At 38.2% G+C, this 14,949-nt stretch carries 14 protein-coding genes; 12 read left to right on the plus strand and 2 right to left on the minus strand.

The features are described 5' to 3' along the window. Positions 1-12: 12 nt before the first annotated feature. The gene (locus tag MKZ10_RS09675) at positions 13-726 is read right to left on the minus strand and encodes a DUF624 domain-containing protein (protein WP_342504762.1); all 714 of its coding nucleotides are present in this window, start codon (positions 724-726) and stop codon (positions 13-15) included. Between the two features lie 32 nt (positions 727-758). Then, a complete protein-coding gene (locus tag MKZ10_RS09680) occupies positions 759-1,643 on the minus strand; it encodes an ROK family protein (RefSeq protein ID WP_342504763.1) in 885 nt (294 codons plus the stop codon). 263 nt (positions 1,644-1,906) lie between these two features. On the opposite strand from MKZ10_RS09680, the gene MKZ10_RS09685 reads away from it, so the two are divergent. From MKZ10_RS09685 to MKZ10_RS09740, 12 genes are all read left to right on the plus strand, one after another. Further along, the gene (locus tag MKZ10_RS09685; RefSeq protein ID WP_342504764.1) at positions 1,907-3,223 is read left to right on the plus strand and encodes an ABC transporter substrate-binding protein; all 1,317 of its coding nucleotides are present in this window, start codon (positions 1,907-1,909) and stop codon (positions 3,221-3,223) included. 111 nt (positions 3,224-3,334) lie between these two features. Further along, positions 3,335-4,195: a sugar ABC transporter permease gene (locus tag MKZ10_RS09690; protein ID WP_342504765.1), complete on the plus strand. Its 861-nt coding sequence runs from the start codon at positions 3,335-3,337 to the stop codon at positions 4,193-4,195. After that, the gene (locus MKZ10_RS09695; protein ID WP_342504766.1) at positions 4,195-5,013 is read left to right on the plus strand and encodes a carbohydrate ABC transporter permease; all 819 of its coding nucleotides are present in this window, start codon (positions 4,195-4,197) and stop codon (positions 5,011-5,013) included. Before MKZ10_RS09690 ends, MKZ10_RS09695 begins: the two co-directional genes overlap by 1 nt. Before the next feature lie 22 nt (positions 5,014-5,035). Then, positions 5,036-6,055 carry a LacI family DNA-binding transcriptional regulator gene (locus tag MKZ10_RS09700; RefSeq protein WP_342504767.1) on the plus strand — a complete coding sequence of 340 codons (1,020 nt, stop codon included), beginning with the start codon at positions 5,036-5,038 and terminating at the stop codon, positions 6,053-6,055. A gap of 78 nt (positions 6,056-6,133) precedes the next feature. Next, positions 6,134-6,859 (plus strand): ThuA domain-containing protein, encoded by a 726-nt coding sequence (locus MKZ10_RS09705; protein ID WP_342504768.1) that lies wholly within the window; start codon positions 6,134-6,136, stop codon positions 6,857-6,859. Positions 6,860-6,879: 20 nt separating this feature from the next. Continuing rightward, positions 6,880-7,905, plus strand: coding sequence for a Gfo/Idh/MocA family oxidoreductase (locus MKZ10_RS09710; RefSeq protein ID WP_342504769.1), 1,026 nt, complete (start codon positions 6,880-6,882; stop codon positions 7,903-7,905). A gap of 18 nt (positions 7,906-7,923) precedes the next feature. Continuing rightward, positions 7,924-8,892 (plus strand): sugar phosphate isomerase/epimerase, encoded by a 969-nt coding sequence (locus tag MKZ10_RS09715; protein WP_342504770.1) that lies wholly within the window; start codon positions 7,924-7,926, stop codon positions 8,890-8,892. 98 nt (positions 8,893-8,990) lie between these two features. Then, positions 8,991-10,031 carry a Gfo/Idh/MocA family oxidoreductase gene (locus tag MKZ10_RS09720; RefSeq protein ID WP_342504771.1) on the plus strand — a complete coding sequence of 347 codons (1,041 nt, stop codon included), beginning with the start codon at positions 8,991-8,993 and terminating at the stop codon, positions 10,029-10,031. A gap of 206 nt (positions 10,032-10,237) precedes the next feature. Continuing rightward, the gene (locus MKZ10_RS09725; protein ID WP_342504772.1) at positions 10,238-11,227 is read left to right on the plus strand and encodes a LacI family DNA-binding transcriptional regulator; all 990 of its coding nucleotides are present in this window, start codon (positions 10,238-10,240) and stop codon (positions 11,225-11,227) included. Between the two features lie 122 nt (positions 11,228-11,349). Continuing rightward, positions 11,350-12,303: a substrate-binding domain-containing protein gene (locus MKZ10_RS09730; RefSeq protein ID WP_342504773.1), complete on the plus strand. Its 954-nt coding sequence runs from the start codon at positions 11,350-11,352 to the stop codon at positions 12,301-12,303. A gap of 155 nt (positions 12,304-12,458) precedes the next feature. Next, positions 12,459-13,973: a sugar ABC transporter ATP-binding protein gene (locus tag MKZ10_RS09735; protein ID WP_342504774.1), complete on the plus strand. Its 1,515-nt coding sequence runs from the start codon at positions 12,459-12,461 to the stop codon at positions 13,971-13,973. Continuing rightward, the gene (locus tag MKZ10_RS09740; RefSeq protein WP_342504775.1) at positions 13,966-14,946 is read left to right on the plus strand and encodes an ABC transporter permease; all 981 of its coding nucleotides are present in this window, start codon (positions 13,966-13,968) and stop codon (positions 14,944-14,946) included. The genes MKZ10_RS09735 and MKZ10_RS09740 overlap by 8 nt, the downstream gene beginning before the upstream one ends. Positions 14,947-14,949: the final 3 nt, after the last annotated feature.

Consider the following 14,949-nt stretch of genomic DNA (forward strand, 5'->3'; position numbering starts at 1 on the left):
GAGCGCCAGCATCTACAGTTCTGTAGACGTTGGCGCCTCTTCTTTTTTGGTATGCGTTAAGAAATTCCGGTAAAATGCGGAAAATGATAGAAAAGCAATGAGTGAACCAGTGAGAAAGGGTAATAAAAATGTAAAGACGTTAAAGCTTATATAGAGTATGATGCCACTACATAAAGCGACTGCAATAAATAATAGTGGGCTTCCAATCGTTATAAAAAACGTGTTTTTTAAAGAAGGTAGCCATTTCATATGATAATGAACAGTTACGGAAAAAAGATTGATTGTGAAGACGAATAGTAGCATTCCTAACACGATAAAAACAATAACCATTATTTTATTTTTATCTAAGAAATAGTAAAGGTCGACTGCCCAAATGAGCCAAATCAGTGTGACGAATAATCCATTTCCTACACTTCTTTTATAGTTTTCTTTGTAAAAACGTAAAAAAGGTCGGAAAAGCTTTTCGCTATCCTCGGTTTTCATAATCCAACCCCTAACTACGGCAAACATCGCGGTAGTCGCGGGGAAGAATAGCATAGGCATCAAAAGTGCTAAAGGAATAAGAAAGAACAATACTTCTTCTAGCTTTTCAACGAATAATAGATTTAATAATAAAAAGGCGATGGGTAAGTTGAATAGTATCCAGAATAGATTTGTAAGAGAAAACTTCATAATCCATTCACTGATAGCAAACAAACCACCCATTAACCCAGAATGATTAGTCATACTTGTGCACCTCCTCTAAGCTGCAAACGCCATTACTCGTACAAGTGCAAAGATGCTGCTCCAAGTAATCCAGCCTTATTTCCAAGACTTGCACTAATAATTTGAACGTCAGAAAAACTGCTAATCGCCAATTGTTGTACTTTTTTAGAAACAGCAGCCACGAGTTTTTTCTGCTCCATCACACCGCCACCAATAATAATCGCTGGTGGATTAAAGATATGAATGAGTGAAACAAGTCCATTGGCTACTTCAAGCACCCAATCATTCAATACATTTTCTAGCTGCTGGTTGCCTTGCTCAATACCTTCGAAAATCATGCGACCGTTGCTATATTTACTGTCCAGCTCCGACGCTTTTTTTACTAGAGCTGTTGTAGAGCCATACATTTCATAGCAACCAATACAACCACAATTGCATTTCTCGCCACCAGGGTGTAGCATCATATGTCCAAATTCACCTGCAATGCCATTCATCCCTTTGTAAACTGTGGAATCAATGACGATTGCGCCTCCAATACCTGTTCCATACGTCAAACATAAGAAATCTTTAAATGATTGACCAGCTCCAAAATAATTTTCTCCCAGAGCTGCTGCATTGACATCGTTTTCAACTTTTACAGGAACATCAAAACGCCCCTCAAAAATCGCTTTCATATTCATGCCTGTATAGCCGGGGAAGTTTTCATTCGCATAAATAATTATTCCTTCTTCGCTGTTTACCTGACTTGCTGTACTAATCCCAATGGCATCAAACGCTGTATACGTCTCTGCAATTACCTGCATCAGATTGTCGACTAAGTATTGCCCACCTTTTATAGCTCCAGATTCAATTTCCTTAAATGCAGAAGCCTGTCCATTATTGTCCACTAGACACATTTTAATATTTGTACCACCAATATCAATCGCTAATACGTTCATCGCAATCACCTTATTCTTCATTATTTTAACAAGTTAGCAAATTAACTGTAGCATAAGATTTCTGTAGTTTCTAGACCCATTCGAATAGATGTATCAGAAAACAATAAATATTTGTATTGCACAAATCTACATTTCGTGTTAGTCTGGAATTGCAATTCAATGCAACCGGTTTCATAAAGCGCTTCTAGAATGAAAGTACTGTCTAGAAATTACTTCTTTGAAACTGTGCAACCGTATTCATTTTAAAGAAAAGGGGAGATTGTATGAAGAACAAAAAGTATTTGATTGGCATGTTGTCTGTAATATTCCTGTCTATTTTCGCATTAGTTGGCTGTACACCAGCGGAAGATGGAGAAACAGGGAACTCGGATAAGGAAACAGCTAGCGGTGATCAGGTAACAATAGATATATTTCAATTTAAAGTAGAGATTAAAGATCAATTTGAAAGTTTAGTTAAAGTTTATGAAAAAGAAAATCCCAATGTAAAAATTAATGTGAAAACTGTCGGAGGCGGAAATGATTATGGTGCAAGTTTAAAAACATCATTTTCTTCTGGTGAAGAGCCAGACATTTTTAACGTAGGTGGACCATCAGCTGTTGAAGAATACAAAGAGTACTTAGCAGATGTATCTGACACGGCAGCGGTTGCTGCATCTCTAGACGGAACGCTAACTGCAGTACAAGATGGTGATAAAGTTCTTGGATTACCATTTAACCAGGAAGGTTACGGTTTAATTTTCAACAAAGCTATTTTAGATAAAGCCGGTATTAACCCGGATGAAATTATTACATTTGCTGATTTGGAGGAAGCGGTTGAATTACTAGATAGTAAAAAAGCTGATTTAGGTATTGATGCAGTATTCGCGTTACCAGCAAAAGAACTGTGGGTTCTAGGCGATCACATTTCAAATATGTTTATCGCACCAGAATTCAATAATGATATTTCAGAGGCTTATAAAGCTGAGACGATTGCATTTGAAAAAGGCGATGAGTTGAAAAGGTATCTTGACTTGCAAAACAAATATTCTGTTCAGCCAGTTCTGAGCTTGGACTATTCTCAGCAAGTTGAGCAATTATTCTCACTGGAAAGAGTAGCAATGATCCAACAAGGAAACTGGGTCTATAATTCTGTTTATGACATGGATTCAGAGCTAGCGGAAAACGGTATCGGTATTCTTCCGGTTCCGGTTGAGGGCTTTGAAGGTAAGATTCCAGCAGGCGTACCAATGTTCTGGGCTGTTAACGGCAAAAGTGATCCAGCAAAGGTACAGGCAAGTAAAGATTTCTTAGATTGGATGTATACATCTGAAACAGGAAAGACTGCTGTACTAGAAGACTTTAAATTTATTCCAGCATATAAAGGGTATGATGCAACTAAAATTTCTGATCCACTTTCACAAAAAATCTATGAATATGCTGAAGCGGGAAATACCATTGAAGGATGGGTATATCAAGCAAGCCCAACCGGATGGAATCAAGAAACACTAGGTGCAAATATACAAAAGTATTTAAGTGGTGGAATAGAGTGGGACGAAGTCATGACACAATCAAGAGCGAAATGGGAAGAAGAACGAAAATAAGTTTGAGATACTAAAGCTATCGTGGCGTATATAATAAAGATAGCACAATACAGCTAACAAAAACGATGAAAAAGTTTTTGTTAGCTGTACTACATATTGGAGGTGCCAGCTATGCGTAACCGTGATGTTTCATTTTGGTTATTTTTGATGCCAGTCATTTTAAGTTTGGGAATCGTCATTATCGTGCCGTTTGTGTATGGTTTTATTTACTCCTTTACCAATTGGAACGGGATGGTGGCTACTGAATTTCTCGGCTTTAAGAATTACATCACCTTATTTAAAGATGCCGAATTTAGAGCGTCGATCTGGTTTACGACGAAGTTTGCAATAACTTCCGTTATACTACTTAACTTTTTAGGATTAGGTCTCGCTTTACTTGTTACTCGGAAGATGAAGACAAGTAGTTTAATGCGAACGGTTTTCTTTATGCCGAATTTAATTGGCGGCCTTATTTTAGGGTTTATTTGGCAGTTTGTATTCATCAGCGTTTTTGGTAGTTTAGGAGATTTACTTGGAATTGAAGCATTAACAGGTTGGTTATCTACGACCGCAACTGGTTTCTGGGGATTAGTCATTTTGACATCTTGGCAAATGGCAGGGTACATTATGATTATTTACATTGCTTACTTGGAGAACATTCCAAAGGATTTATTAGAAGCTGCGGAAATTGACGGTGCATCTAGTTTTCAGCGCTTTAGGAATATCACTTTTCCGCTTGTTGCACCGGCATTTACGGTTAGTATGTTTTTAACATTGTCCAACTCATTTCAAATTTACGATCAAAACTTGTCGTTGACAAATGGTGGGCCCTATAATTCTACACAAATGGTTGCGATGAGTATTGTTAAAACGGCTTTTACCGAAAATAAAATGGCTTATGCTCAAACACAAGCAGTTATTTTCTTCATCATTATAGCGGCCGTTGCCATCACACAAGTTTATTATAATAAAAAGCGGGAGGTAGACTTGTAATGAAGCGAAGTAAACGTAATTTGTATCTCATTGAGTTATTTGGCCTGTTGCTTGCTTTATTATGGCTATCTCCTTTTTACTTAATGATTGTCAATGCATTCAAAACGAAAAGGGAAATCTTTACGGATGTACTTGGATTACCAAAAGAATACACGATGGATAATTTTGTGAAGGCTTTTGCCGACTTAGATTTTATGAGGTCACTTTTCAACTCGCTACTTATTACCGTTCTAGGTGTCAGTGTCATTATTATCTTTTCCTCAATGGCAGGCTATGCACTGGCGCGTAATAAGAGTCGATTGAGTGGTATTATCTTTTTAGTATTTGTTGCTGCAATGCTCATTCCATTTCAATCAGTGATGATTCCACTCGTTTCACTTTTTGGTAAAGCAGATATGCTTAATAAAACAGGTTTGATCTTTATGTATCTAGGATTTGGATCAAGTCTATCCATATTCTTGTATCATGGTGCCATGACAGGTATATCGAGCTCGTTGGATGAGGCTGCTATTATTGATGGTGCGAATAAATTCCAAGTATTTTGGAAAATTATTTTTCCATTATTAAAGCCTATTTCAGTGACAGTTGGTATACTGAATGTTATCTGGATCTGGAATGATTATTTACTCCCTTCACTCATCTTGGCAGATTCAAGTGCGACCATTCCTTTAAAAATGTATTTATTTTTTGGTCAATATACGAAACAATGGCATTTAGCGTTAGCTGGTCTGACAATCGCAATCATTCCAGTGATTATCGGTTATTTCTTTGCGCAAAAACAAATTATTGAAGGCGTATCAGAAGGTGCTGTTAAATAAATTAGACGAAGGATGTAGAGTTATGTCAGTGACGATTAAAGATGTTGCAGCAAGGGCGGGGGTAGCCCCATCTACGGTTTCACGTGTCCTCTCGGATAGTCCGCATATTAGTGATAAAACAAAGCAAAAAGTGCGTAAAGTAATGGATGAAATGGGCTACCATCTGAATTACAGTGCACAAATGCTCGCGACACAATCCACCAAAACGATTGGGATTATTATGAAAAACTCGACGTCAGAGATTATGCATAATTCATTTTTCCCAGAAGTTATTAGAGGAATAAGTGCATTATGTAGTAAGTATGATTTCAGTATCAGTTTAACGACAGGGGAATCTGAGGAAGAAATTTTTAATGATACAGTCAAGATGGTCCGTGGAAAACGAGTAGATGGCATGATTGTTTTATATTCCAAAAAAGAGGATAAAGTAGTCCCTTATTTAATTGAATCGGGCATTCCTTTCGTCGTCATCGGTAAACCACTAATTGAATCTAGTAAAATTATGTTTGTCGATAATGATAATATTCAAGCAGCAAAAGAAGCAACGGACTTTTTACTGAACTTGGGTCATGAGAAAATTGCGTTTATTGGAGAAGATGAACAGTTTGAAGTAAGTGAAGCAAGGCTTAACGGTTTTAGTCAGGCAATTAAAGGGAGAGACCTTACCGTTCCGAAGAGTTATATTAAAAATATAGCATTCAACCCTAACCATGGGAGGCAAATCATTGGCGAATTATTAGATTTGCTTGAACCGCCAACTGCATTAGTCGTGTCGGATGACTTAAATGCATTAATTGTGCTAACAGCTTTAAGTGAAAGAGGAATTAAAGTACCTGATGATATGAGCATGATTGTTTTTAATGATTCTGTCATAGCTAAGGTATCTAATCCATCTCTAACAACAGTAGATACTCAAATTTTTCAGTTAGGCTATGAGTCAGCGAATTGCTTAATCGAATTGGTAAAAGAGCCAACAATGTTTAAAAAAAGTGTTATCATTCCAACCGTTATTGTGGAAAGAAATTCGTGTTTACCTCTGTGACTAGGGGAAATACGAAATTTCATTCGAAAATGCAACCGATTGCTTAAATTCGTGCAATAAAACAAGGAGGAAGTTATTATGAATATTGTCGTTTGGAATGAAAATCGTCATGAGCAAAAAAATCCAGCGGTCGCTGAGATTTACCCGGAAGGGATTCATGGGGCGATTGCGGGATTTCTACGTCAAGATGATAATCAGGTAACAACTGCAACGCTAGATGAAATAGAGCATGGTTTAACGGAAGAAGTACTGAAAGCTGCAGATGTACTCATTTGGTGGGGACATCTTGCGCATGATGAAGTACATGATGAAGTGATAACTAGAGTGAAGCAGCGCGTACTGGAAGGCATGGGACTCATTGTTCTACACTCTGCACACTTTTCTAAAATTTTCAAAACGTTAATGGGCACAACTTGTGACTTAAAATGGCGTGAAGCCGATGAGAAAGAGCGTTTATGGGTAGTCGACCCTAGTCATCCGATTACAGCCGGAATTGGCGAGTATATCGAACTTGAAAAAGAAGAAATGTACGGCGAGCATTTTGATATTCCAGCACCTGATGAGTTAGTGTTTGTGAGTTGGTTTGAAGGTGGAGAAATTTTTAGAAGCGGGGCAACGTTTAAACGTGGCAAAGGAAAGATCTTCTACTTCCGTCCAGGACATGAAACATATCCGACATATTACAATGAGGATGTACAAACGGTCATTCGCAACGCAGTGAAATGGGCTGCGAATTCAAATTCACCAACACCGATTTACGGTAATGCAAAGCCGTTAGAAAAAATTGCGAATCATAATGAATAACACCAAGAGGAGTGAAACAAATGACAACTTTACGCGTTGCAGTAATTGGCTGTGGAAGCATTGCGAAATTTAGACATTTAGGGGAATATGATAATCATTCGGCAGTAGAGATTGTTGCAGTTTGTGACATTGTTGAAGAACGAGCACAAGAGACGGCTCAGCAATACGGTGCTACAGCTTATACAGATTATAAAAAACTACTTGAAGTTGAACAAATCGATGCAGTTAGTGTGTGTTTACCAAACTATTTACATGCACCTGTATCTATCGCAGCTTTAGAGGCAGGCTGTCACGTATTATGTGAAAAGCCAATGGCAACATCAAAAGAAGAAGCAAAAGCTATGATTCAAGCAGCTAAATCGAATGACAAAAAGCTAATGATTGCCCATAATCAACGCTTTGTGCCGTCACATGCGAAGGCTAGGGCGTTAATTGCCAGTGGAGAAATCGGGAAAATTTATAGCTTTAGAACGGCTTTTGGTCATGGAGGACCTGAGCAGTGGAGTAGAGACGGTGCAAATAGCTGGTTCTTCAAAAAAGAACAGGCTTTTATAGGTGCAATGGGTGATTTAGGTGTACATAAGGCTGATTTACTCCGTTATTTACTTGGTGAAGAGTTCGTCGAGGTCGCTGGTTTTATCGAAACAAGTGCGAAGGAAAATACAGATGTCGATGACAATGCGGTTTGTATTTTAAAATCTGAGAGTGGTGTGATCGGTACACTGGCAGCAAGTTGGGCTTACACAGCAAAAGAGGATAATTCAACGATTATTTACGGTGAACATGCTATATTACGTTTAGAGGATGATCCAGACTATTCACTAATCGTCCAATATAAAAATGGGGAAGTCGTAAACTACGCATTAGGTGCGATTCAATCGAATGCAGAAGACGGTCAAACGACGACACATGTGATTGAGCATTTTATAGAATCAATTGTTCAAAATACGGAGCCACTTATTAATGGAGTAGAAGGTATGAGATCGCTGGAGGTTATTCTTGCAGCGTTGGCATCAATGGAGAAAAAACAGTTCGCTAAAATATAACGGATGGGGGAATCATTCATGAAATTAGGCGTATTTGCAGTGTTATTTTCAGAAAAATCATTTGAAGACATGTTGGATCATGTGAAAAATGCAGGTGTAGAAGCAATTGAAATTGGGACGGGTGGCTATCCGGGCAATGCTCATTGTAATGTAGATGAGCTATTAGCTAGCGAAGACAAGCGTAAGGACTATTTGGATAAAGTGCAATCACGCGGATTAACGATTAGCGCGTTTAGCTGTCATGGTAATCCTGTTTCACCTGACCAACAAGTGGCGCAAGAGGCGCATGAAATATTTGTTAAGACGGTGAAGCTAGCAAGTCTATTAGGTGTCCCAGTCGTCAACACGTTTTCAGGAACGCCCGGAGCGCATGAGGATTCTAAGCAGCCGAGCTGGCCGGTTTCCCCGTGGCCAACGGAGTACACAGATATTTATAACTGGCAATGGGAAGAAAAACTGATTCCTTATTGGAAAGAGCAAGGGAAATTTGCGGAAGAGCATGGCGTGAAAATTGGTATTGAGTTGCACGGTGGTTTTTCCGTACATACACCGTATACGTTACTGAAATTAAGAGAAGCGACATCACCTGCTATCGGAGCGAACTTGGATCCGAGTCATCTATGGTGGCAGGGGATTGACCCTGTGGCAGCTATCAAAATTTTAGGTAAAGAAGACGCCATTCACCATTTCCATGCGAAGGATACGTTTATTGATCAAGACAATGTCAATATGCATGGTCTAACGGATATGCAGTCTTATGGAAATGTGCAAACACGTGCCTGGACTTTTAGATCCGTAGGTTGTGGGCATAGTATCCAGGAATGGTCTGATATGATGAGTGCGTTACGCACGTATGGCTATGATTATGTAGTCAGCATTGAGCATGAGGATCCATTAATGTCGATTGACGAAGGATTTTCACGCGCTGTCACGAATTTGAAAACGGTTTTGATCAAGGATCAACCAGCGGATATGTGGTGGGTGTAACTTGAATCATAAATAAGTAAAGTTGTGTTGTATGAAAAAATTCATACAACACAACTTTTTTCAGTAGTTTTAATCTAACAAAGAGAAGAGTGTTCTATATGACTGTATTAAGAGTAGGAATTATCGGTGCGGGTGGTATTGCAAGAGATGTACATATACCTAGTTATTTGGCTAGTGGGGACAAGGTAGAAATCGTTGCGATTGCTGATGTTGCGGTCGAACGGGCACAGGAAGTTGCGGATAAGTTTGCGATTCCACATGTCTATGATTCGTACCAAAAAATGCTTGCAACAGTAAAAGTGGATGCCGTTAGTATTTGTGTGCCAAATAAATTTCATGCTGAAGCAACGATTGCGGCGCTTGAAGCGGGCTGTCATGTGCTATGCGAAAAACCGCCTGCGATGACTGTGGAGGAGGCGGAACAAATGGTGAAGGTAGCGAATGATGCTGGAAAAATTTTAACGTACGGCTTCCATTATCGCTATCGTCCTGAAGTGGAAATCGCAAAATCATTTATCGATGCAGGAGAAATGGGCGATATTTACTCAGCACGTGTTCATGCGATTCGTAGGAGAGGGATTCCAGGCTGGGGAGTATTCACAAATAAGGACCTGCAAGGCGGCGGTCCGTTAATCGATATTGGCGTGCATATGTTAGATACCGCACTCTATCTCATGGGCTACCCAGAGCCTGACGTTGTATTGGGAAAAACACATCAGCAGATTGGTCATAAAAAGGGTGTTGGACTATTTGGTGAGTGGGATCATGAAAACTATACTGTCGAGGATATGGCTGTGGGAATGGTGACATTCAAAAATGGTGCCACCTTAACATTGGAGGCAGCTTTTGCAGCAAACGTTGAAAATGATGATACGATGCAAGTGTCTTTGATGGGCAATAAAGGGGGAGCTGATATTTTTCCATTGAAAATATATCAGGAGAAATACAATACACTTATTGATAGTACACCTGCTTATTTACCGGAAACAAACGGACATCAACTTGAAATTAACCAATTTGTTGCGTGTTGTTTGGAAGGGACGACGCCATTAAGTACACCTGGACAAGGGCTTATCATTCAAAAAATCGTCAACGCTATTTACGAGTCGGCAGAAACAGGGAAGGCCGTACAGTTTTGATTCATTATTAAAGATTTTCGAACTAAAAAAGTTATGCAGTATGAGTTCAATCTTCATACAGCATAACTTTTTTTAATGGTCCTTCTTTAATTACTTTCAACTATAGTGAGGCTTGAAACTTATTTTAGAACACTTGACAGATTATTTATAATATACTATCATTCAAAATGTAATCGATTACATTTGAAGAAAGTAGGACAATCAAGATGGCGAACATTCAGCAAGTCGCAAAAGAGGCCGGAGTATCCGTAGCAACCGTCTCAAGAGTGTTAAATGGACAAAATTCTGTAACGGCTAAAACGAGGATGAAGGTAGAAGTTGCAATTGAAAAATTGAATTATGAACCAAGTATGCTAGGTCGGAATTTAAGGAATTCGAAAAGTCGTTTACTGTTAATTCTAATCCCCCAGATTTCAAATCCATTCTATTTCGAAATAATTAAGGGTATTGAAAGTACTGCGATTCAACATAATCATAATATTCTTTTATGTGAAACTGATTCTAGTTCTGCAAGAGAAGATATCTATTTTAATTTAGTTCGAAAAAAAATGGCTGATGGTATTATTTCGATGGATCCGGCTGTCAACATAGAAACCTTAACAAAACTGGCTGAAAGGCATGCGATTATCCAATGTAGTGAATATTCGTTAGATAGTGGAATTCCATACGTAACGATTGATAATGAGGGTGCCGCTTATCAAGCAGTTAATCATTTAATTCAACTAGGGCATGAGAAAATTGCGTTGATTAATTCAGATGAAACATATTTATATGCAAGGCAACGTAAAATGGGCTATAAAAAAGCACTAGAACAACATGGTATTGAAGTAAAGGAAGAGTATATCTATCAAAATAAGGGGATAGGATTTGACTACGGTCAACAAACGATGAGAAAAATATTGGCGATGGAAGATCGACCGACTGCTATTTTTGCTGTATCGGATTTGCTAGCCATCGGGGCATTAAAAGAAATAAATGCGATGGGGTTGAATGTCCCGAATGATATTGCAATCATTGGGTTCGACAAAATTGATTTTTCAAATATGACACATCCTACGCTAACAACAATTGCTCAACCGATGTATCAAATGGGAACAACGGCTGCAAATATGTTGATTAAAAAAATTAAAGGAGAACAAGTAGAAAGTGTGATTTTAGATCATGAGTTGGTGATACGCGGATCTACGTCAGGATAGAAGTTACTAAGAGTAGCGCTCTGGTATTAAACAAGTACGATTAATACTAGAGCGCTAACCTTAATTGTAAATGATATCGATTACATTTTTGGAAAGCCTATAAAATAAGAGGAGGGATTTTGTTGAAGAAATTAATCTTTTTATGTGTAGCTTTAGTAACTGCGCTAACTTTATCAGCTTGTAACGATAAAGGGGATAGTGGAGAAGGAAATCTTAAAATCGGGATTTCATTGCCATCTGCGACGCATGGCTGGATGGGTGCACTTATTGATAGTGCCGAAAAGCAGGCGAAAGAGCTGAAAGAAAGTGACGGCATTGACTATGTCATGACAAATGCAGCAGATCCAAATAAACAAGCAAATGATATTGACGATCTCATTGCCCAAAAAGTAGATGTCATTGTGATGCTTCCGATTGAGTCGGCGGCACTTACTCCAATTGGTCAAAAAATAAAGGATGCTGGTATCCCATTAGTTATTATTGACCGAGAATTAGAAAATGATGCTGCTACCGTCGTTGTAAAGGGTGATAATGAAGGAATTGGCGTTAACGCAGGTAAATACTTCCTTGAACAATTAAACGGTAAAGGAAAGGTTGTTGAAATTACAGGTCCTCCAAGTTCTGTAACAGAACAACGTGGTAAAGGATTTAAAGAAGCCATGGCAGGGGAGCCAGGAATTGAAATCGTTGCTTCGCAAAGTGGAGATTTTTCAACTGAAAAATCATTAGCGGTAATGCAAAATATATTGCAAGCCCAACCAGAAATAGACGCTGTTTTCACTCAGGATGATGGAATGGCACTAGGTGTACTCCAAGCAATTAAAGAAGCTGGTCGTGAGGATATCCAATTCATAACAGGTGCAGCTGGAGCTAAAGAAGTTTTCACCAATATGAAAGAGGATGGTTTAATAAAGGCTACATTTTTATACTCACCAACAATGGTGATGGAAGGGATTAAGATTGCTGGGCAAATAGCGAAGGGTGAAGATCCAGGAGAAACAATGGTCATCATAGACGCTACGCAAGTAACAATAGACAATGTTGATGACTATTACGATCCAGAATCCAAATTTTAACGCATTTAATAAGTTGAATTCAAGTAGTTTTTTATTTGCTTTCGGAATGCCTTCAGCCATAAGTCTAGCAACCAGCTTAGACTTATGGCACTAAGGTGCATACAGTCAGTTCGTACATGGATTCAATACTTACTTGTAGAAGGGAGGGGCATTAAGTGTCGAATTCTTCTTTGTTAACAATGAACCATATTGAAAAATCTTTTCAAAATGTCCAGGTATTAAAGGGTGTATCTTTACAAGTAGAACAAGGTGAAATTCATGCTTTGCTTGGCGAAAATGGTGCAGGAAAATCTACACTCATGAATATATTGGGTGGCGTTCATCAGACGGATAAAGGCACTATAGAGATTAATGGTAACAAAGTGAAAATGATAAATCCAAGGATATCTCAACAATATGGCATAAGCTTTATTCATCAAGAATTAAATGTGGTAGCAGATTTAAAAGTCTATGAAAATATGTTTTTGGGCTCAGAGATATGCACTCGATACGGCTTTTTAAAAGTAGAAGAAATGTGTAGACGAACAAGTGAAGTTATTTCCAAATTAGGCGTAGATATTAATCCTAAAGAGTACGTACGGAATTTGGATACCTCATACAAACAATTGATTGAAATTTCCAAAGCACTACTGCATAATTCTAAACTGATTATTATGGATGAGCCAACGTCAGCACTCGCTGATCATGAGATTGAACGGTTATTTTCTTTAATGAAAAATCTGAAAGAAGCAGGGGTTTCGATTATTTACATTTCCCATAAACTGAAGGAAATTCAGCAAATCTGTGATCGCTATACGGTGTTACGGGATGGGGAAGTAGTGGGCAATGGCTCTATCAAAGATGAAAACCTAGATAATATCACCAAATTAATGGTCGGTAAATCTGTTTCAGAAGATCGATTCACACAAGGACATGAATTAGGACCCAGAGTAATTGAAGTAAACAATCTTACAAGTGATAGATTGTTTAAAAATATTTCCTTCCAAGTACGACAAGGGGAGATTGTTGGTTTTACAGGTTTGGCAGGGGATGGGAGAACAGAACTGTTTGAAAGTATATTTGGCTATCGGAAAAAATATACAGGTGAGATAAAAATCAAGAATCAACTCATAAAAATTGATCATCCAAGTAAAGCATTGGAAGCAGGTATAGGATTTGTCCCAAAGGATAGAAAAGAAAATGCCATTATTAAAGATTTAAGTGTCTTACATAATATGAGTCTATCTTCAATAGGGCATTTCGAAAGATCTGGTTTTATACAAGGAAAGACAGAATTAGAAAAATTCCAATCATACAAACAACAATTGAATATTAAGGTCCATAACCCTAAAATTACGATTGATAAATTAAGTGGAGGTAATCAACAGAAAGTTATTATTGCCAAATGGCTTGAAGTGGATGCAGATATACTGATTTTTGATAATCCGACACAAGGGATAGATATTGGTGCGAAACAAGAGATTTATCAGCATATTATTAGTTTAGCTGAGCAAGGAAAAGGCATCATCATCCTTTCTTCTGAAGTTCCAGAAATATTGAAAATTTGTCATCATGTATATGTGATGTACCAAGGTGAAATAACAGCCCGATTTAAAGGGGAAGAAACTTCAGAGGACCAAATTATGAGTTATGCTACTGGCTCAAAGAGGGAGGCTGATATTAATGGCTAATGGCGAATTAAAAGAACGTAATCCAACATCCAATAAATCCAAACTAAGGGACCAGCTGTCCTGGATATGGTCAGAGTATAGCGTCATTATCGCATTTTTAATTATTTTTATAGCTGCATCTATTATAAGTCCACGATTTCTCGATATTAATAATCAATTTAATATTTTAATGCAAGTTTCAATCATTGGAATTATCGCCTTAGGTATGACGGTTGTCATGATTTCGGGGGGCATTGATTTATCGGTGGGATCCGTTCTCGCATTGACAGGAGTAATGACTGTTCTTGCGTTAAATGCATCTGGCAGTATACTAATTGCTATTGTAGTGGCATTTGCAATGGGAATCTTCGCAGGATTTTTAAATGGTTTAATGGTTGCCAAAGGGAAGATTGCATCATTCATTGCAACATTAGGAATGATGGCAGCGGCACGTTCCATTGCCTTGTATATAGCTAATGGAGGAAGCATCTCGGGAGAAGTTTCAAACTTCACACTTATTGCCAATAGTAAACTAGGGACGATTCAATATCCAATAATTTTTTTCTTAATTATGACTGCTCTCGTCTACATCTTAATGCACAAAACACGCTTTGGACGTTATGTATATGCACTCGGAAGTAATGAAAAAGCGACTCTTTTATCGGCAATTAGAGTGGATCGTGTAAAAATCGGAGTCTATAGTTTGGCAGGCTTGTTAGTCAGTGTGGCAGCAATTATCGAAACATCACGTTTAAATTCTATCTCCTCTTCTAGTTCCGGGATGTCCTATGAATTGGATGCAATTGCCGCAGTCATTATTGGAGGGACAAGAATGACAGGCGGGCGTGGAAAGATTGTTGGTACATTTTTTGGGGTACTCATTTTAGGTATTTTAAATAATATGATGAACTTGATGGACGTTTCTCCACATCTTCAAGGATTTGTAAAAGGACTAATCATTATCGTCGCAGTCGTATTCCAAAAGAGAGAATAAGAA

This window comes from Sporosarcina sp. FSL K6-2383 (genome assembly GCF_038618305.1).
Classification (GTDB): domain Bacteria; phylum Bacillota; class Bacilli; order Bacillales_A; family Planococcaceae; genus Sporosarcina.